At 43.2% G+C, this 20,091-nt stretch carries 17 protein-coding genes; 13 read left to right on the top strand and 4 right to left on the bottom strand.

All coding sequences use genetic code 11. From position 1 onward, the window contains the following. Positions 1 to 28 precede the first annotated feature (28 nt). The 9 genes from LAY57_RS26985 (at position 29) to LAY57_RS26945 (ending at position 6,809) form a co-directional block, all read left to right on the top strand. Positions 29 to 481 carry a hypothetical protein gene (locus tag LAY57_RS26985; protein WP_249070266.1) on the top strand — a complete coding sequence of 151 codons (453 nt, stop codon included), beginning with the start codon at positions 29 to 31 and terminating at the stop codon, positions 479 to 481. 4 nt (positions 482 to 485) lie between these two features. Beyond that, positions 486 to 1,055, top strand: coding sequence for a hypothetical protein (locus LAY57_RS26980; protein ID WP_249070265.1), 570 nt, complete (start codon positions 486 to 488; stop codon positions 1,053 to 1,055). A 47-nt stretch (positions 1,056 to 1,102) separates the two neighbouring features. After that, positions 1,103 to 1,540, top strand: coding sequence for a hypothetical protein (locus LAY57_RS26975; protein ID WP_249070264.1), 438 nt, complete (start codon positions 1,103 to 1,105; stop codon positions 1,538 to 1,540). A 75-nt stretch (positions 1,541 to 1,615) separates the two neighbouring features. Next, positions 1,616 to 3,031, top strand: a complete 1,416-nt coding sequence (locus LAY57_RS26970; protein ID WP_249070263.1) for an aldehyde dehydrogenase family protein — start codon at positions 1,616 to 1,618, stop codon at positions 3,029 to 3,031. Positions 3,032 to 3,070: 39 nt separating this feature from the next. Continuing rightward, positions 3,071 to 3,517, top strand: a complete 447-nt coding sequence (locus tag LAY57_RS26965) for a DUF3598 family protein (RefSeq protein ID WP_249070262.1) — start codon at positions 3,071 to 3,073, stop codon at positions 3,515 to 3,517. Positions 3,518 to 3,542: 25 nt separating this feature from the next. Beyond that, positions 3,543 to 4,367, top strand: coding sequence for an alpha/beta fold hydrolase (locus LAY57_RS26960; RefSeq protein ID WP_249070261.1), 825 nt, complete (start codon positions 3,543 to 3,545; stop codon positions 4,365 to 4,367). 41 nt (positions 4,368 to 4,408) lie between these two features. Continuing rightward, positions 4,409 to 5,329: a formylglycine-generating enzyme family protein gene (locus LAY57_RS26955; RefSeq protein ID WP_249070260.1), complete on the top strand. Its 921-nt coding sequence runs from the start codon at positions 4,409 to 4,411 to the stop codon at positions 5,327 to 5,329. Continuing rightward, positions 5,292 to 6,293, top strand: coding sequence for a zinc-binding dehydrogenase (locus LAY57_RS26950; protein ID WP_249070259.1), 1,002 nt, complete (start codon positions 5,292 to 5,294; stop codon positions 6,291 to 6,293). The genes LAY57_RS26955 and LAY57_RS26950 overlap by 38 nt, the downstream gene beginning before the upstream one ends. Positions 6,294 to 6,407: 114 nt before the next feature. Then, on the top strand, positions 6,408 to 6,809 hold the full coding sequence (locus LAY57_RS26945) for a nuclear transport factor 2 family protein (protein ID WP_249070258.1): 402 nt from the start codon (positions 6,408 to 6,410) through the stop codon (positions 6,807 to 6,809). Here LAY57_RS26945 and LAY57_RS26940 read toward each other — a convergent pair. The 4 genes from LAY57_RS26940 to LAY57_RS26925 all read right to left on the bottom strand — a co-directional run bounded on the left by LAY57_RS26940 (position 6,806) and on the right by LAY57_RS26925 (position 13,502). Continuing rightward, positions 6,806 to 7,000, bottom strand: a complete 195-nt coding sequence (locus LAY57_RS26940; RefSeq protein WP_249070257.1) for a hypothetical protein — start codon at positions 6,998 to 7,000, stop codon at positions 6,806 to 6,808. The genes LAY57_RS26945 and LAY57_RS26940 overlap by 4 nt on opposite strands. A gap of 74 nt (positions 7,001 to 7,074) precedes the next feature. Further along, on the bottom strand, positions 7,075 to 7,416 hold the full coding sequence (locus LAY57_RS26935) for a DUF5615 family PIN-like protein (RefSeq protein ID WP_249070256.1): 342 nt from the start codon (positions 7,414 to 7,416) through the stop codon (positions 7,075 to 7,077). A gap of 2 nt (positions 7,417 to 7,418) precedes the next feature. After that, positions 7,419 to 7,745, bottom strand: coding sequence for a DUF433 domain-containing protein (locus tag LAY57_RS26930; protein WP_249070255.1), 327 nt, complete (start codon positions 7,743 to 7,745; stop codon positions 7,419 to 7,421). A gap of 261 nt (positions 7,746 to 8,006) precedes the next feature. Further along, positions 8,007 to 13,502 carry an nSTAND1 domain-containing NTPase gene (locus LAY57_RS26925; RefSeq protein WP_249070254.1) on the bottom strand — a complete coding sequence of 1,832 codons (5,496 nt, stop codon included), beginning with the start codon at positions 13,500 to 13,502 and terminating at the stop codon, positions 8,007 to 8,009. Positions 13,503 to 13,555: 53 nt separating this feature from the next. On the opposite strand from LAY57_RS26925, the gene LAY57_RS26920 reads away from it, so the two are divergent. From LAY57_RS26920 to LAY57_RS26905, 4 genes are all read left to right on the top strand, one after another. Further along, positions 13,556 to 14,038, top strand: a complete 483-nt coding sequence (locus LAY57_RS26920) for a hypothetical protein (RefSeq protein ID WP_249070253.1) — start codon at positions 13,556 to 13,558, stop codon at positions 14,036 to 14,038. Next, positions 14,035 to 15,582 (top strand): hypothetical protein, encoded by a 1,548-nt coding sequence (locus LAY57_RS26915; protein WP_249070252.1) that lies wholly within the window; start codon positions 14,035 to 14,037, stop codon positions 15,580 to 15,582. Before LAY57_RS26920 ends, LAY57_RS26915 begins: the two co-directional genes overlap by 4 nt. A 91-nt stretch (positions 15,583 to 15,673) precedes the next feature. Further along, positions 15,674 to 17,767 carry an FAD-dependent oxidoreductase gene (locus LAY57_RS26910; RefSeq protein ID WP_249070251.1) on the top strand — a complete coding sequence of 698 codons (2,094 nt, stop codon included), beginning with the start codon at positions 15,674 to 15,676 and terminating at the stop codon, positions 17,765 to 17,767. Positions 17,768 to 17,959: 192 nt separating this feature from the next. Beyond that, a complete protein-coding gene (locus tag LAY57_RS26905; protein ID WP_249070250.1) occupies positions 17,960 to 20,014 on the top strand; it encodes an FAD-dependent oxidoreductase in 2,055 nt (684 codons plus the stop codon). Positions 20,015 to 20,091 lie beyond the last annotated feature (77 nt).

The following is a 20,091-nucleotide window of genomic DNA, read 5'->3' as shown; positions in this document are numbered from 1 at the left end:
AGGCTCAAACGATCGTGCATCAATACCATTGGCCACTAAACGCGGGACTCTTATTCCCAACGAAAGAAGACGCGAACGTCCACCAGAGGCGCTTAAAGCAGCAAAGGAAATCTGGACGCAAAAGTATCCTAACATCCGACTTAGATCGTTAACAGCGGTTTATAACTGTGTGGGCCTACCCTTTGCGTCCCGACGCACCTGTATTGACCCAGAACACTTGAAAACGATCCTGAGAGAAGATGATTATCGCCCTTTATCTGGAGAACATGAAGTTGAAATTGGAGATTTAGTCCTTTATCGTTCTAACAAAGATGAATATTCCCATATTGCAGTAGTAGTAAAAAAAGAACCCAAAGTTATCAATGCCTCTTTTGAGATTACTGTTGTTAGTCAATGGGGTGCCGATGGCGAGTACATACACCTGATAGATGAAGTACCAGATTCCTACGGTACAATCAAGGAATTTTGGACAGGAGGATAAAACAGTGATCGAAAAACTTATGAATAGAATAGAAAGCCATGAATTTGCTGCACTTTTGAACGTAGCCAGCAGTTTTAAGGTTTTCTGCCGTGCAGCATACAAAGAACAGGTGACAAAAGAGTTAATCGAGCAACTGCGAAACAATCCAGAAAACATTTGGTTGGTACTTAAAAGGTCTGTTGATATTTCTCAAAAAGAAATTGATTCCCAGTATGAAAATCCTTGGGATACAGCTATGGCTGTTTACCTGTGGTCACTCAGTTTGATAAACTTAGAAGTAGCCCAAACTGCTGCTGGATTTGTTATTCAAGCAGCAAATGGATGGTGGTCTGCAAAATTTGCAAACTTCCTTTTGCAACATGAAAAAATCAGCCATAGAGCCAATTTTGAAAAGTACACAATGTTTGAACTAACCAATAAAATCTCAGTTTATCAAACAAAATATGAGATGGAACGTACCACAAAATCTCTCTACGTTACAGCGGAACAAAAAATAGTAGCTCAGCCTTCATTAACAGGCAAAAATAAACGCTATAAAAGCAGTAAAATTTCAGTTATAAACATGACACCATAGGCTGTCGCATCTGTCTGTTGACTCATGCTATAAATAGCGGGGAACTTATGATTACTTGTGCATGGGCGATGCTTTGTGAGAAAAGCATTATCAATCAGGAAACAGGAAATATCAGTCTCATCGAGGTAATGGACGAAATCATTGTACCGCCCCCACCGGAGTCTGAAGAAACTCTCTTTTTACCCTTTGCTTTTGAATTAGTTGTTTTTTGGAAAAAGCAAGAATCATCTAACCAAGAGGATGAATCTAAATTTAGGATTAAGATTGTTTCACCGTCTAAAAAAAGTTTACTAGAAGGTGAAAGAGAAATTGATTTCACAGAAAATATGAAAGCTTTTACAGTTCTCACATTCGGTGGTATTCCTATTGCAGAAGCTGGCTTGTACGAGTTTCAGATACAGATGCCACGAGATAAAGAAACAGAATGGCAAAATGTTTGGGTAGTGCCGCTGAAAGTTAATTACGATCCACTAGAAAACTTATAATGTTAGGTTCTTAAGCTTGGCCTGCCTTGTTCTTAACAGGTATATTGAATAGCCAATCTGGGGATAATTTGAAACATGAGTGAAAAACTAAGCGTTCGCAATCCTCGCACCGGACAAATTGACTGCTGGATTGCGCCACCCACACCAGAACAACTTGCCGAATCCAATACCCGCTTACGCGAAGCTCAAATAGCTTGGCAGCAGGTAGGTTTAGAACAGCGAATCGAGGCAATGCAGCAGTGGAAGCAAGCCATTTCATCTCAAAAAGATGAGCTTACCAAAGCTTTAGTAACCGATACGGGAAGATGGTTAGAGTCTGTACTTGAAGTTGATTCGCTGATCTCCACGATCGATCGCTGGTGTCGGTTAGTACCAGAACTAATATTAGAAGATGCCAAAACTACCGCAATTCCATTTATCCAACTGCAAAGTCAACAGGTTCCCTATCAATTGATTGGCGTCATCAGTCCGTGGAATTTTCCCCTGTTGCTTTCTACAATTGATAGCATACCCGCATTGTTGGCAGGTTGTGCAGTTATAGTCAAGCCGAGCGAAATTGCTCCCCGATTCATTCAACCCCTGGTAAAAACTATTGCCTCTGTTCCTTTATTGCAAAATATATTAACTTACATTGAAGGTGCGGGAGATACGGGTGCGGCGTTAATCGAATTTGTTGATTTAGTATGTTTTACTGGTAGTGTGGCTACAGGTAGAAAAGTAGCAGAAACTGCTGCAAGACGATTTATTCCCGCATTTTTAGAATTGGGAGGAAAAGACCCTGCTATTGTCCTAGAATCTGCCGATATAGAATTAGCGACTTCTGCCATATTGTGGGGTTCGGTTGTCAACACAGGACAATCATGTCTATCGATCGAACGTATTTATGTTGCTGAATCTATTTGCGATAATTTTGTAGACAAACTGGTAGAAAAAACACAACGCCTTAACTTGGCTTATCCGTCTGTTCGAGATGGACAAATTGGCCCTATAATTGCCGAAAGACAGGCGGATATCATTAAAGAACACCTGCGCGATGCAATTGAAAAAGGGGCAGTTGTTCGCTGTGGTGGTTTGGTGGAAGAATTGGGTGGCGGGTTGTGGTGTCGTCCCACAGTTCTGACTCAGGTAAACCATTCCATGAAGGTGATGACGGAAGAAACTTTTGGCCCGATTATGCCGATTATGCCATTTGCCAATATTGAAGAAGCAATTAAACTGGCAAATGATACTATATATGGATTGAGTGCTGCCGTTTTTGCGGGTTCGGAAGAAGAAGCGATCGCACTGGCACGTCATCTAGATGCTGGTGCCATCAGCATCAACGATGCTGCATTAACAGCTATTATACACGAAGGAGAGAAAAACTCTTTCAATCTTTCTGGACTTGGTGGTTCCCGTATGGGTGCAGCTGCTATCAAACGCTTTATGCGAAAGAAAGCTTTTTTGATCAAAACGCAGCCGATTTCCGATCCCTGGTGGTTTAAAATCTGAGAAGTTTATCGCTAATTTACCAAAAAAGCAGAGGTTACTATGTCTGTTATTCGAGATGAAATGCCCTTACTTACCCGACATGAAGGCGAATGGGCGGGTATTTACACAATACTTGATGCTGAGGGAAATATGCTTGACAAGCATAAATCTATTTTAACCTGCGAGTTTCCAGAAAACGGGGAATATCCTTATTACCAAATCAATAAGTATATTTGGCCTGAAGGTAAGTATGAAGAACATCATTTTCCAGCAACGTACCACGATAAAAAGATCTGGTTTGACACAGAACGCCTGGAAGGATACGCCTGGGAAGTAGACGATTCAATTATTCTTCTGTGGTTCAAATACAAAGCTATGCCCGGTGCTTATATGTATGAAATGATTCATCTCAGTCCCTGCGGCAACTATCGAAACCGCACTTTGCATTGGTTCAAGGACGATCGCGTTTTTAAGCGCACCACCATGCAAGAAGAACGAGTAAAATAATTTTTTTACTGCGCTAGTAAATAAAATGAATCAACGGATTAAAAGAGCCTTCTTAGATACAGAAGATGGGCAAATTCATTACCGCATCGGCGGGGAGGGAGACTCCCTGCTTTTACTGCATAGGAACCCCAGTAGCAGTAATGAATTTCACGAGTTGATGCCAATCTTTGCCGAAAAAAGGCGCGTCATTGCAATGGATTTGATGGGACTTGGAGATTCCGATAAGCCTCCGAGAATGTATTCTATTTCAGACTACGCCAAAACAGTCATCTTGCTTCTCGACGAATTGGGAATCAAAAAGACCAGCATCATGGGACACCACACGGGTGCTTACATAGCGGGCGAAGTAGCAGTAGCTTATCCAGACAGAGTTAAAAAAATTATCTTATGTAATGTAGATGATTTCACCGTCGAAGATAAAGCTGCCATCTTAAAAAGATATGCCGAAGTTTTCCAAATCAAAGCAGATGGCACTCACCTCGTTGAAAGATGGTCATTTCGCGCCGCCTACGTAGGTTCTACAGAATTAAATCACCGCTGTATGTTAGACGAAGCAAAATGTTATGGCTATCCTGCCTATGCACCTTTTGCTTTTACAAAGTTCAGTACTATAGAAAGATTTCCTTTCATCAAGTGTCCAACTCTCGTCTTATCTGGAACTGAGGATATTAAAGGACTTATACAACTCGGTTTAGCGCAGTCAGGCAGCAGAAATTTCATTACAAAAGTAATTCCCCAGGCAAAGGTAGTTGATATTGAAGGCGGAACATTTTGTATGATGAATCAAAAGTATGAAGAAATATCCAGAGTAGTCATAATTTTTTTGGATTCTCCAGGTGTTTTACAATAAAGATTAAGGTATATTGTACTGCTTCATCGAAGGGTGTAGAAATGTTAGATTTGGTTGCGTTTGACTATGATGTAGCGATCGTTAATCCTCAAGGAAAAGAGAGCGATCGCTCTCAAAATACCGCTCAATATCTGCTCGAAGATTTGGGACAGGGAATCACCCTAGAAATGGTGGCCATTCCTGGCGGTACTTTCATAATGGGCGCACCCAACACAGAAGAAGGGTGGTCACCAACTCAAAGTCCTCAACATTCAGTAACTATAAAGCCCTTTTTTATGGGCAAGTATCCCGTTACGCAAGCGCAATGGGAAGCAGTAGCGAATCTCCCCCAAGTCAAGCAATTTATGAATCCCGATCCATCGACTATTAAAGAAGCAAATTTGCCTGTAGAACAAATCTCTTGGTATGATGCGATCGAATTCTGTGAAAGGTTATCTAAATATACTGGACGAGAATACCGACTTCCCAGCGAAGCAGAATGGGAATATGCCTGTAGAGGTGGAACTCAAACACCTTTTCATTTTGGAGAAACTTGCACAACAGATTTAGCCAACTATTCAGGAATAGATTGGGAATACATGGGAAAAATATGCAGTCGAGGGTCTTACGGCGCTGGGCCAAAAGGAAGCGATCGCAGAGAAACAACTCCTGTTGGCTACTTTCAAGTTGCCAACAAATTTGGACTGTACGATATGCACGGTAATGTCAGAGAATGGTGTGCCGATTTCTGGCACGATAACTATCAAGATGCACCGACTGATGGCACTGTTTGGATAATAGATGGAGATAGCAATAAACGGGTATTGCGTGGTGGTTCTTGGAACACAGGCCCACGAAATTGCCGTTCTGCATTTCGTGGTAAATTTGATGCCGATGCCTCTCTTTATGACATCGGTTTTCGGGTGGCTTTTTTTAGTAAAAAAGATGACAACTTACAAAAAGCTCATAGCCAAACAATTTAACCAAGATTTTCGATCTGCTGTGGAAATCGTAGAAGTTTCTCTTACAGATCCGACTGACAGCGAAATTGTAATCCGCAACAAATTTGCCGGAGTAAATGGCGGTTTCGATACATTAATTTGTCGAGGCGAAGTTCCATACATCAACCCGACACCACCTTTCGATTTAGGTGTGGAAGTTGTCGGTAAAGTTGTGGCAATTGGTAATAATGTCACCGATTTTAAAGTCGGAGATCCTGTGCAAACGATTATGCGCGGTGGTGGATATCGAGAATACCAAGTTGTCGATGTTTCCCAGGCAATAAAAATTCCCGAAGCAATTCCAGAAGTGCTGACTTTGATGCCTACTGGGGTATCTTCTGTGCTGGCGTTGGAACAAGTTGGCGAGATGAAAAGCGGTGAAACTGTCCTCGTCACCGCAGCGGCGGGGGGAACGGGACATATCGCGGTGCAATGGGCAAAATTGGCGGGAAATCATGTGATTGGAGTTTGCGGATCGGATGCTAAAGTTGAATTGCTCAAACGGTTAAGATGCGATCGCATTATCAACTACCGCCAAGAAAACCTAGATGAAGTTCTCAAAAAAGAATATCCGAATGGCATTAACTTGGTATTCGAGTGCGTTGGCAAAAAAACCTTCGATATCTGCGTTGATAATTTGGCAATGCGGGGACGTTTAATTGTGGTTGGTTTCATATCCGATTACGGAAAGAACCCGGAGCAAGTTCAGCAATCCCGCATTTATGGAAAGTTGCTTTGGAAAGCAGCTTCGATACGCGGTTTTCTCAATCCACTTTACAAGGAATATATGCCAGCAGCACGCGATCGCTTGTTCGACCTTTTCTATAGCGGAAAAATTCAAGTAGCTATCGATCCTACTGAGTTCAGAGGTTTGGAATCAATTCCTGACGCTGTTGAATACTTGATCGGCGGGAAGAATTGCGGGAAAGTGGTGGTGAGGTTTTGATTCGTGATTAGTTGGATAATGGAGAATTTGGTATTACAATAAGTCAATTGTAATTCATTGGCTACTAAAAGGTTTGAAAATGTTCTAAAATATACTATCTATGAGATAACCAAGATGGCAAAAGAGACAAAAGATAACGCACTAGAAGTTGGCCATAAAGCATTCGATCATTTAACTCACGGTCTAGCGACAGGTGACTGGAACCAGCTTCTAGATATGCTCACCGATGATTTTACCTTTTGGTTCCCAGTCGGGCCATTTCACGGCTTGAATGTCGGTAAAGATAGGATTCGAGAATTCTTTCAGTATGTTTCCGAAACTTTCATAGGAGGACTGACGATTACTTCAGTAGAGCGAGTTACCAGCAACGATACTACTGTTGTTTTTGAGTTCCGCGATGAAGGAATGTTGCGGGGAGAACCTTACAAGAATCGGGTAGCAGTTTCATTCGATATTCGTGGAGATAAAATTTGTGCCTATCGCGAATACTTTGGCAGCGATGGCAAATCGAATTAAACATTTTCATACTCAAATCCGCCTACCAATTTTTCCTTAAGAATAGCTAGATCGACTGCGTATAATTCTGGGTTTTTGTAACATTCGACGAGCGAGCCTTCCGTGCCTTTGGGAATAATGCGATCGCGGTGGTCAAAATCGGCATTAATATCAACTAAGGTTTGAATGATGTCGTAAAGTTGGGCTTTCATTTATAGGGTAGGTTGTGACTAATAATTTAGAGTAGCGATCGCTGTTTCTAAATGGAGATGTTTGCGAGCGTCAATTATCGCTGCGGACGAATTATTCTAATTAATTTATTTCGGAGATTACCTTCACTAAAAATCGCTTCATTGATGAGTGATGCTTGCCTTTCTATGTTTAAGTCTTCTTTACAGATAATAATTCCAAAATGGTCAGGTTGCGAGCGGTGCAGTCGTCTAAAATCATCCCAATTGCGCGTCAAAACAGCCCGATCGTTCCTAACAGCAAATCCTAAGACATCCTTATCAGGAATTCCTACTCCAGAGTTTCCTGCTTCTTCAGTAGTAAGGACATCATGACCCGCGCTCCGCGATAATTCTACAATGGGTAAAGGGAAATTTTCATCAGCATAAAGACGTGCCATTTTCAATTTTCCTCATTTCTACGAATAGCTTCCTCTATTTCCTCTGGGTGAGCGTCCGCATAAGCCCAAGCATTGACTAAATCCTCTGCTTTCAAGTGAGAAAAATCTTGCAATATCCGAGCATCGGAAGCACCTAAGCGACGATAATTGCTCAACGACCAAATAGGAATGCGAGTATTGGCTATTCTGGCATCACCACCACACACCCCAAGAGTTTTTTCAATTCCTACCCAAACATTGCTTAAACTTCGGACTAAGAGTTGGATGGCTTGTGCTTTTTCATTTGGACTTAACGCTAGCAACTGTGTTTCTAAATCTTTCAGGGTCATAGTTACAGTCGGTTTTGTATTTAGGAGAGAGCTAGTTAAATCTTAACAAATTACAGGTTAAATGTCTCACCAGTTAAGTGGTTCCTATATCGTATTGTTGCGCGATCGCTCTAATTTCATCGATTTGACGATCGCTATTTTTTCCTCCTTCATTGTTCATAGGTTTAAATAGTTTATTTTAGCGTGTTTAATTAAACCCTAGTTACTTGTTGCTCGAAAAGAATGATCGCTCTCTCAAATAAACTACTTTTGTTTGCTATTTTAGTTTTCAGTAGCAATACCGTCACAGAGATGGCGATCGCTCTCGCTGACATTGGGGTTGGTTTTCAGGTAGTCACGCACCCAATTGCAACCGCGTACCATTAGATCGTCAAGGTCGAAATTCCACAAAGTCACTTTGTCGGAACCAGCAGCAGCCAGTATTTTTCCATCTGGACTGAACTTCACGCTATTTACCCAATCGATATTGAAAGTTTTGAGTAAAGTTCCATCACTGCTCCAGAGCTTGACAGTCTTATCCCAACTTCCAGAAGCTAACAAACCACCTGGACTGAAACTGACACTCGTAACCTCACTGTTATGCCCGCGAAGAATTATTGACGAACTATTATCAATGTTCCAAATTCTTACTGTCTGATCTGAGCTAGCTGAAGCTAACAGCGTATTGTCAAAGCTAAAACTTATATCATTAACTGAGCTACTATGCCCTTGGAGAGGTTTGATCAGAGTGCCATCAGGGTTCCAGAGTTTGACCTGATTGTCCGCACTAGCTGAGGCCAAAATTTTTTGGTCAGAGCTGAAAATTACTCTGTTAACAGCCGCTTGATGTCCATCGCTAGCACCACCTGAACTTAGTACATTTTCATCCAGACTGAACCACACCCTACTGCTAAATCTGGATATTTCGAGTAAAGCACCATCGAGACTCCAAAGTTGTACTTCGTCTGCATTAGCTAAGGCTAGTGTCTTACCATCCGGACTGAAGCTTACGCTAGTAGGGTTGCCAGTCATGAAGGTACGATTATTGCCCAAGAGTGGTTTCACTAAAGTGCCGTCTACTCTCCAAAGTCTCACAATACCGTCTTTAGTAGCTGATGCCAGCATTTGCCCATCTGGGCTAAAAGAGACACTGTAAACTACATCGCTGTGACCATTTATAGTTTTTAGTTCTCTGCCCTCTAAATTCCACAGTTTCACAGTTTTGTCTTCATTAGCAGAAGCAAGTATTTTGCCATCTGGACTGAAACTCACATCATAAGTCTTGCCACTATGTCCGTTGAGAGTATGGAGCAGTTTACCCTCCGTACTCCAAAGTTCAACTTTACGAGTGGTTCCTGCTGCGATTGTTTTACCATCTGGGCTAAAGCTTACACTAATGTACCCTTGAGATTCACTGCTAGAAAGCTCTCTCGTAATGGTGACATCAAAAGGATCGCTTCCCGGACGAGAGAGTCGTAAGACTAGCCTTGTTCCTATATCACCAACAACTAACCTTTGATCTTTGAAGCTCATAATTGTTGCAGGCTGACCATCAATTGCCAAAATGCGATCGCCCTCTTTAACACCTGCTTTTATGGCTGCTGAGTTCTCATGAACTTTGGTGATGGTTAGAGTTCTATCAAAATTAATGCCTACTGTAAATTCAGTAGTTCCCCTAAACTGGGCTAGAGATTTACCTGAGACACTCCAAAGTTGTAAACCATCTTCACCTGCGGTTACAATTGTTTGCCCATCTGGGCTGAAACTTACGCTTGTGACTTGACCGCTATGGTCTAAGGTTGTAATTTCTCTACCGTCTAGATTCCAAAGTTTCACAGTTTTGTCAAAACTGGCAGAGGCAACCATCTGTCCGTCTGGACTAAAACAGACACGATAAACCGTATTGTTATGTCCCTTTAAGATTTGGGGGTGTCCACCATCAATTTTATAGAGTGCTATTTCTTTACTACTGGTAGCGGCCAGTATTTTTCCATCGGGGCTATAACTGATGCTCCAGGGAATATCTTGAGATTGGGCTACTTTAACTAGAGTTCCATAGATGCCATCAATGCTCCAGAATCTAATAATTTTGTCCCAGCTAGAAGAAGCAATTAACTTAGTATTAGGACTAAAACTTACTCCTGTTACTGGAAAGCTAGACCCTTCATGCTGAATAACCTGATTTGTCGCATCAAAAGTTCCCAAAGGTAAACCATCAAGGTTCCATAATTTCACGGTTCTGTCGCGGGACTGCTGACTTTCGAGTTGCTGATCAGCAAAATCCCATAATGCCCCAGGCTTATTGAATGCCCCAGGTTTCGATGACAGCAAAGCGCCAAATGTTTCTGCAAGAACACTGTAGCCCCCGATTGACACAATCATTGTGCCATCAGGACTGAAACTAACATCATTAGTGTCGATATGCGCCTCTATAGTTTTCAGCAGAGTACCATCACGGCTGTAGAGTTTCACCTCTTTACCTTGAGCTAAAACAATCAAGTTATTATCAGGGCTGAAACTAAAACTATTAGCACCAGAAGCAAAAGTTTGAACTTTAATTCTTTCACGGTTCCATAGTTTTACAGTGCCGTCGGTACTAGCGGAAGCAATAATTTTGCCGTCAGGACTGAAACTTACATCTTCTATAGAAGCATTATGCCCTTCAAGAGTATCAAGTAAAGTACCATCGCGACTCCATAATTTAACAGTTCCATCACCAGTCGAGGCAATCATATCACCGTCTGGGCTGAAGCACACGCTACCGTAAAGACTAAAGTCATGTGCTTTAAGAGTTTTGATTTCTCTGCCTTTGATGCTCCAGAGCTTCATCACGCCATCAGGAGGACTTATTGAAGCAATCATCTGACCGTCAGGACTGAAACTTACTCTATTAATCCAACTCCTATGCCCCCTGAAAGTCTTGAGTCTTTTGCCATAAATGCTCCAAAGTTTTACTGTTTTATCATTACAAGCTGTAGCAATAATTTGCCCGTTAGGACTGAAGCGCACATCCTTAACACCATCACAGTGTTTTAGTATTCTTAGCAGAAGACCATCGATCGTCCATATTTTCACGGTTTTGTCCGAACTGGCTGAGGCGATCGTACTGCCGTCGGGACTGAACCGTGCAGCTACTACATGATTGCTGTGTCCTTTAATAGTTGCTAACAAGTTGCCATCAGCGCTCCATATTTGTACTGCATGGATAGTAGCAGTGGGGTTAAACGCAAGACTGTTATTCTTTATATCGATAGTTACACCCACAGCAAGCATCTGGCCGTCCGGGCTAAAACTCAGGTTATGAAAAGTAGGGATAACAAGAGATCTGTCAAAATCAAAAGTCTTGAGCAGAATGCCATCGTTGTTCCAGAGTTTGATAGTTTGTCCATCTGTTGTGGCAATTAATTTTCCATCTGGACTGAAAGTTACGGTACTTACAAAACTGTTGTGTCCCTCCAAACGGTTACGCTCTTTAACTCCATAGACTGCTTGTTGCAAAGCAAGTACAATTCGATTTCGCGTCTCAGGTTTTACGTCAATTGATTGTTGAACTGATTCTTGCAGTAGCCTTCCACCCCTAATCGCTTCTATCAGTCCTTCAAGTTGTTTATTTGAGTTGAGAAGATTTTCTGACAACAAACTGGAAGCTATAAGTTGAGCATCTACTCGCTGTCTATCTGCTTCTATCCGCAGCGCAATCTCTCTTTGTAAGCGTGCTTCTTCTTCTCTGCGGAGGCGATCGCGTTCGGCTTGGCTGACCTGAACATACTCTTGAGCTACACTTGACAGTGGCACGCTCTCACCATAACGCTGAAGATAATCTTCTGCCGCAGCTAATCTTGTTCCTTGCAGTAGATAACCTGATTCGTTGGGCTTTTTGTTATCTCGCCATGCTTGGGCTGCATCTTCTATATCTTGCTTTCTAATGACAGCTTCACGATTTTCTTTCAGCCAATCTCGTAACAATTGCCAACTGCGAATTAAAGCTTCGTGAGCAATGTCTATGACTGGAACTCGCTCATTTTCATTCTCTAGCTTATCGGCAATCAGCAATTTAGCCTCTGTTAACCGATCGAGTACCCGTTCTACGATTGTTTCCGATTGTTGGCGTGTAATTAAATCCTGCTTACGAACGCGCTTGCGAGTATCTTGCATTCCCTCATTCATCTGAGTTAGTGCCAGAAAAATTCGTTTAGCAACTTGCTGTTCTTGTGGCGAAAATGACTTATAAACCTTATTAGCTTGCTTTTCCAATGCCTGTTTGACTCCACCGATTTGGGTATACTCCGAAACAGTGAGGCGATTTGTCCCTTTTTGTTGCCACAGTTCAGTCAGCGCGTACTGCAACAGAGGTAAATCTCCTGGTGAGCCTTCCACATCGGCTATCATTTGAGTGACTAATTCCCGCTCAATTTCCAGACCTACTTTTTCAGCAGGTTTGGTAATAGCTTCTTTTAACTCCTCCTGACTCATTTTCATAACTCTGACCGGGGTAGAGTCAATTTTGGTGGCTAATTCTGGATACTCATCGCATTGACCCTGGAAATCCGATCGCATTACCAACACCAAGCAGAGTTTATTCTCAGTCCGCTCTAATGTCTCGAACAAACACTTAAAAAACTGCTGTCTTTCCTTATCATCCCGGCACTGGGTAAACGCTTCCTCAAACTGATCTACCACCAGCACCACCCGTTCCGCAGCAGCAGCTTTAATTAAAGGTTCTAACTGCTCCGCTTCTACCCCAACAACCTCCTTCAGACGCTGAAGCGGACGATCGCCAGGAGTAAAAGGCGGGTAAATTTTCCAGCGCTCACTACCTGGTATCGCCTCTCCCAGTTGTAAGTGATACAGTAACCCTGCTCTGACTACAGAAGATTTACCACTCCCGGAAGCTCCCAGCACTGCCAGGAAATTCCCAGATCGCACCTTCTCTAACAATAAGTTCGTTAACCGCGTTCGCCCATAAAAATACTTCGCGTCTTCCTCATTCCAATCAAAATAAGCCAATCCCTTGTAAGGACAGATATTCGCCAGAACTCCCTGTTTACCCGTCAGGATAATTTGACCGCCAGTATTGGTACAAACGGGATGCTGCGGTGCGGCTTTCAATAGCTCCCTAACGCGATCGACTAAAGTAAAGTTAGTCACCCAGCCATCAGGGCGGTTTGCCGGGTCAAGGCTTTGCAACAAGGCGTTTGTGAGCATTCCATGTTCCCCATCCCCGTAAGCCACCTGGAAGTCTCGTGAAGCCACGATTAAACAGCGATCGCGTCCCTTTTCATATTCCCCCAGTTCAGCTTCCGTAAAATTAAGCAACTCCCCACTGTGACAACAGTCCAGCCAAATAATCTGCTGTTGCACCCGACTTTCTTGCAACACTTGGCGCAACCATTTCAGCGAAATACCCCATAAATTCTTTCTAGGACTAGCCTCGCTAGTTGCCAAAAAGCCCTCTGTTGCACCATCCTGGTTCTTTCGCAATCCGTGACCCGCAAAAAACAACAGTGCCGTGTCGGGAATGGTGTTACCCTGTGGACAGAACAACTGGCGGATAGCAGCCTGTAGTTCGTCTGTCTCGATCAACTTTTTGCGATCGACCTGCTTTACGCCTTGTTTTGCGGGGAGTCGATGCACCTCAAAGTCGCCGTAAGATTCTAGGAGATGTGCGATCGCCTCTGCATCTGCTGCTGGTGTCTGCAAATGCAAAGCCTCGTTCTCTGGTTTATCCTTCAGAAAAGGGTATTGGTTGATACCGACCACCAAAGCATCCCGCTTCATAGTCCTAAATCCATTAAAATTGGCTTACTTATGTAGAATTCCCCAAAAACCTTATGAATTCACCAGATACAAAAGTCCGAGTAGCTCTTTTACTTGCCTTAAAGTATCTAGAATCACCACTGACTCCTAACCAAAAAGCAGCGCTGGACACGATAGGCGGACAGCTAGAACTCGACCCTGTTGGGGACTGGGAGTTCATCCAAAAGGGTCTTATGGCGATAATTGGCACAAATGCTTCCCTCAAGGAGTTGTATCAAACGGCTATTACCCAATTGGATGGTGTAGATGGTAACATACCCCCCGACTGCCTGCCCACAGCAGAAGAACTAGAGCGGGAACTGTCCCAGGAAAGCTACCTTGAGGTACGCGGTTACTTTGAAGGTAACGCTGACATCAAAAGTGATGAAATTCTCAATGCTACTGTCGTTATTCTCAGAAGTGACAACCCTACTGCTGAAGCCAAAAAGTTAAGTTTTATTGAGAAAATTCAAAAGTTTTTGAACTCCTCAACTACCCAAGGTAAGTCCAATCCATGACAGAGTTAATTTATCCTACTATTAATCTCTTTCTCTATGACCTGCGGGATGGACTAGGACAGAACCCGGAAGAGATTGTTAACAATCACAATAAATTTAAACAAAAGCTTCCCGAAAACATTAGAGATTCCCTACTTCAGTTTGATACTGAATTTGATGCCGAATATGTTGAAATCTTAGGTAATCAAAGAATCGAACGATTTAAGGCTAGCGGCGGACTCTATGAAGGGTATTTCTATCCAGTACGGTTGGGAGATACTTATGGGCTTTTATTAGATTGCTCGATTAACAATCAAGTTACTCCTTATCCAATTAATTGCTTTGCCAACCTCAAAACTCAGATTGATAATAAGCTGAAAAGACAATCAGCTACTATCGGTCAAACTTGGATGCTTACTGGTCATTTGCCCAACAATAGTAGCAGAACTTCTGAATCAGTTGCCCAAGCTTGTTATAACGCTTTGATGCCTAATGGAAATTGGCAGCAAGACTTTCAAGGACAAGGACATTTGCTTGGAGGAACTCTCTTTGAACTGTGGCGATACCGTTTGTCTATGAAGGAAGATACTCGGTCTAGTTTACCACCTAATCTCCAAAGTATCCAAGAAAATCATCATGTTATTATAGCTCTCTATCCTGATGCGATCGCACATCAGAAAGCCGCTGAATTTAATTTTGACTGGATGCGTTTGTTTTGTTATCGCAATAAAATATTATGGGCTTCTGCTCAGAGTCGATATCTTAAACAACAACTAAAAGCTGATTTCGTTCTGCTTCAAAAGGGAATCACAGACCTCAGAAAAGTAAGTTACCCAAAACCCAAACTCAAACTCCTAACACCCATTCTAGAAGAAGCACAGAATACACTCTCTCGCTATTCCATTAACATCAGCTATTTTGACTACCAACTCCGCAATATTGAGATAAATTTAGATAATTACAAAAAGCGTTTAGTAACGTTACAAGAGAAAGCCGATCGAGAGAGGGTAAATCCTCTTTTCCCCAAAGAGCTATCTTTTTTAATACAAAACCCTGCCCTCACTTCCTTAATTTCTAATTCTGCCCTATCTCCTTTCCTATCTCAGCTTACAAATTCTCAAGGTTCCTTAGACCTAAAATTCTTAGAAAAATTTAGTAATGACGTTGAGAATAAATATTTAATGCAAGTTCAGAAGGATTATGAAAATCTCAGTCCGGGAGAAAAGTTACTAGAAGGTTTAATGAACTCAATTAACTCAGTTCGGAGCTTAATTGAGATTGACCAACAAGAACGCGATCGCAATTTACAAAGTACCGTTGCTATTCTGGGAGTCGGACTAGCAGGAGGTTCAGTAGTTGCCTCTGTCTGCACTCAATTTCCAATAGATACCCCAGATAAAGCATTGGCGCATCCTGTAGGCCATGCACTTAACAGCTACCTGCACGTTCCGCCGGATTGGGTCGTTTCTGCAACATCTGGTGTTTTTATTGTCAGTGCAACCATCCTATTTGGGCTGCTTACCTGGCTGGTAATTTGGTTATGGGAGCATTTTTTCAAGCAATAAACTGACGCGCATCTAATGACCACACCCAATCCTGACTCAGAAAAGCTTGTAATGAGCATTAGGAAGATGGTAGCTTCTAAAAGCCACCTGGATGCAGGCGCTTAACCAACTCGATCGCACTATGAAACCCTCCCTTATCACCCTCCCTCTCAGCTTAATCTTACTGGAATCGGCTTTTCCAGTTGCCCTCGCCGCACCACCCAGACAGCCAGATAAAACTGTAGAATGCGAGATTCTGGTAGTTGGCGGCGGACTTGCGGGCGCTGCTGCTGCTTACGAAGGATTGCTGGCGGGGAAAACGGTTTGTCTGACGGAAATCACCGATTGGGTAGGAGGACAAGTTTCATCCCAAGGTGTTTCGGCTTTGGATGAACGCAGTACCCAGCGTCAAAGGCAATTCTTCTCACGCGGATATCTCGAATTGCGCGATCGAATTAAGCGCAAGTATGGAAAACTGAATCCTGGCGACTGTTGGGTAAGTGTAGCTTGTTTTATTCCCCGCGACGGTCACAAATTTGTTTTTTCGATGTTGCAAAATGCTGCAAAAAATGGTAAGGGAAAGCTGCAATGGTTTCCTTCAACTGTTGTAAAAGAGTTGGAAATTACCCCCCCTAACCCCCCCGTCCACGGGGGGGGACAAGAGGGGAAAGTGATTCAAAGTGCGATCGCAATTCAACACAGTCCCGCCAAAAACACACCCCCGCTGAACACTGAACCTTTATCACAAACGATCGAAGACAGCTACAGTTACGAAAGTTCGTCTCGATTTGACAAAACAATTATCCGTTTCTTGCCTCTAAAATCTAGTAAAAAATCCCAGACACCCCAGCCAACAGATTGGTACGTTCTCGACGCTACGGAAACAGGAGAACTTATCGCCCTTGCAGACGTTCCCTACCGACTGGGTATCGATCCTCGTTCTTATTTAGAACCTTCAGCAGCTAACGAAACTGGCGATTCTTATTGCACTCAAGGATATACTTATACATTTGCAATGGAGGCAACCAAGGAACCCCCAAACCACCAAATGCCGCCCTTCTATTCTCGTTACAGTCCTTACTACAGCTTCGAGGCAACTCGATTTAACTTCCCATTAATTTTCACATATCGACGCATTTGGAGTAACCCAAATGCCCCAAAAGAATTAAAAATCAGACGTAAAGAAACTTTCGGCACCACTCCTCCCAAACCTGGTGATATTTCTATGCAGAATTGGACTTGGGGGAACGATTATCGACCGGGAACATCCCAAGATAATCTAATTTATACCCGCGAACAATTGCAAGCGATCGGTCAATTACAACCGGGAGGATGGATGGGAGGACTGCGGGTAGAAAGTTTGCGCGGTGGAGAAGAATTATCTCAAGGTTATTTTTATTGGTTAGTTGCTGGTACTACCGATTCACAACTCGGCGATAATGTCAAACAACCGTATCCCAATAACCGCTATCTTACCGGGTTAGATTCTCCGATGGGAACAGTTCACGGTTTATCCAAATATCCTTATATAAGAGAAGGAAGAAGAATTATCGGTAGACCTGCATGGGGACATCCCCAAGGCTTTACATTGTCGGAAATTGATATTTCTCGGAAAAACTTCCGCGATGATTATTACCGCAATAACTTGTCTTCAGGAGAATATCGGCGCTTGTGGTCATTGTTGAGTGGTATAAATGCAACAGCTGTAATTCGAGAGGCTTTGTCTCCAGAGGAAGTGAAAGTGCGATCGCGATCGGCCCTTTACCCCGACTCTGTAGGCATCGGTCACTATACAATAGACTTTCACCCCTGCTTAGCCAAAAGTCCCCCAGAAACTCCCGGCAACCAGGGATATCCCAACGAAGCGATCGCAGCTTCTCAAGCCTACCCCTTCCAAATCCCCCTACGTGCCATGATTCCCCAAAAAATCGATAATATGTTGATTGCTGGCAAAAGTATCGCCACCAGCCACGCAGCAGCCGCAGCGTATCGGGTGCATTCCTTTGAATGGTCAGTTGGCGCAGCAGCAGGTACTACAGCTGTTTTTGCCCTCGAAAATGGCGTAATGCCTTATCAACTCGTCGAACAACTTCCCCGCAAACAGCTACAACTAGAAGCTTTGCAACGACGCCTCCAGCAAAATGGTAATCCCACTGCCTTTCCCGACAGCTCGATTTTCAATGAATTTGGGAAAAATTGGCAGTAATTTGGGAAAGTCAAAAGTCAAAAGTCAAAAGTCAAAAGGGAAGAGGGGGAAAGTCAAAAGTCAAAAGTCAAAAGTCAAAAGTCAAAGATGAAATGCTTTATCTTCTTTCTTCTCTGTTCGTGGTTCTTTAAAAAAGAGCGCAAACCAAATCCGATTGCTATAAATGTATAAGTTTAAAGGAAATATCAAAAGATGAAACGTTTGCTAACTAGCCTCTCCCTCAGCTTAATTGTTCTAGAATCAGCTTTTCCATTTGCCATAGCTGCACCACCAAGACAACCAGATAAAACAGAAGAATGTGAGATTCTCATTGTTGGTGGGGGACTTTCCGGTTCTGCTGCTGCTTATGAAGGTTTGCTGGCGGGGAAAACAGTTTGCTTAACGGATATTACCGACTGGGTAGGCGGACAAATTTCAGCACAGGGAACTTCTGCTTTAGATGAAAGACCAACCCAGCGAAAATTGCTATTCTATCCTCGTGGCTATTTAGAATTTCGCAAGCGCATCGAAGAACATTACAAACGCCTCAATCCCGGTAAATGTTGGGTAAGCGAATCTTGTTTTCTGCCTCGCGACGGTCACAAACTCTTGTTTGATCTATTAAAGGATGCCGAAAATCGCGGCAATGGTAAGCTGAAATGGTTCCCCTCTACAGTTATTAAGGAACTGGAAATCACCCCCCCTAACCCCCCCGTCAACGGGGGGGGACAAGAGGAAGAGGGGAAATTAATTCAAAATGCGATCGCAATTCAACACCGTCCAGCTAAAAGCACACCACCGCTAAACACCGAATCTTTATCCCAAACGATCGAAGACAGCTACCGTTACGAGAATTCAAACCGATTCGACAAAAGCATTATCCGCTTTGTACCCAAGAAATCGAGAAAATCTAATCAAAAACCACAACCAGCAGATTGGTATGTCATTGAAGCCACCGAAACCGGCGAATTAGTTGCCCTTGCGGACGTTCCCTACCGTCTTGGTATCGACCCTCGTACTGCTTTAGAACCTTCTTCTGGTACTGAAAGTGGCGATGCCTACTGCACGCAGGGATTTACTTATACTTTTGGCATGGAAGCAACTAAAGAACCGCAAACTCACACGCTCCCATCATTTTATCAGCAATATGCACCTTATTACAGTTATGAATTGCAGCGACTAGCCAGTTTCCCCCTCGTTTTCACTTATCGCCGCATCAAAAGTGCCAAACCCGATCAAAAACTGGGAACTAATCCCAGAGAATATCCTATTAATCCCGGCGATATCTCCATGCAAAACTGGACTTGGGGTAACGATTATCGTCCGGGAACATCTCAAGATAACCTTATATATACCCGCTCACAATTGCAAGAGGGCGGACAGCTACAACCGGGAGGTTGGATGGGCGGACTACGGACAGAAACTCTTCGCAAAGGCGAGGAAAATGCGATCGGTTTCTTTTATTGGTTAGCACAAGGAACGACAGATTCTCAACTTGGCGATAATGTCAAAAAACCTTATCCCAATTTGCGTTATCTCACCGGCTTAAAATCCCCAATGGGAACAGTACACGGTTTATCCAAATATCCCTATATGCGGGAAGGACGGCGGATTATCGGACGCTCCAGCTACGGACGCCCAGAAGGTTTTACAGTCTGGGAAGCTGATATTTCTCGGAACAATTTCGGTGACGATTATTACCGCAATAACTTATCTGCGGAAGATTATCGCCGCTTGTGGGCAATACTTTCTGGTATAAATGCACCATCCGTACTAGCAGAAACTTTATCTCCGGCAGATGTCAAACCGCGATCGCGTGCTTTTATCTTCCCCGATTCTGTCGGCATCGGTCATTATGCGATCGACTTCCATCCCTGCATGGCCCAAAGTCCACCAGAAACCCCCGGCAACAAAGAACGGGAAGGAACTAGGAAAGGTCAAGGTCAAGCTTATCCCTTCCAAGTACCCCTGAGAGCCATGATTCCCCAAAAAATAGATAATTTGCTAGTTGCAGGTAAAAGTATCGCCACCAGCCACACAGCCGCCGCTGCCTATCGGGTACACTCGTTTGAGTGGTCAGCAGGGGCAGCAGCTGGAACCACAGCAGCTTTCGCTCTCGAAAACGGCATTTTACCATATCAATTGGTGGATGAACTCCCCAAACCAGAACCCCAACTAGAAGCTTTGCAACGCCGTTTAGATCGAAATGGCAACCCCACTGCCTTCCCCAATACCTCGATTTTCAATCAACGGCAAGATTGGCAGTAACTAGGGGCTAGAAAAGTCAAAAGTCAAAAGTCAAAAGTCAAAAGTCAAAAGTCAAAAGTCAAAAGTCAAAAGTCAAA

It is taken from the genome of Argonema antarcticum A004/B2, from assembly GCF_023333585.1.
GTDB classification, from domain to species: Bacteria; Cyanobacteriota; Cyanobacteriia; order Cyanobacteriales; family Aerosakkonemataceae; genus Argonema; species Argonema antarcticum.
Note: the sequence above shows the minus strand (reverse complement) of the source record. Positions and strands in the feature narration are given on the sequence as shown.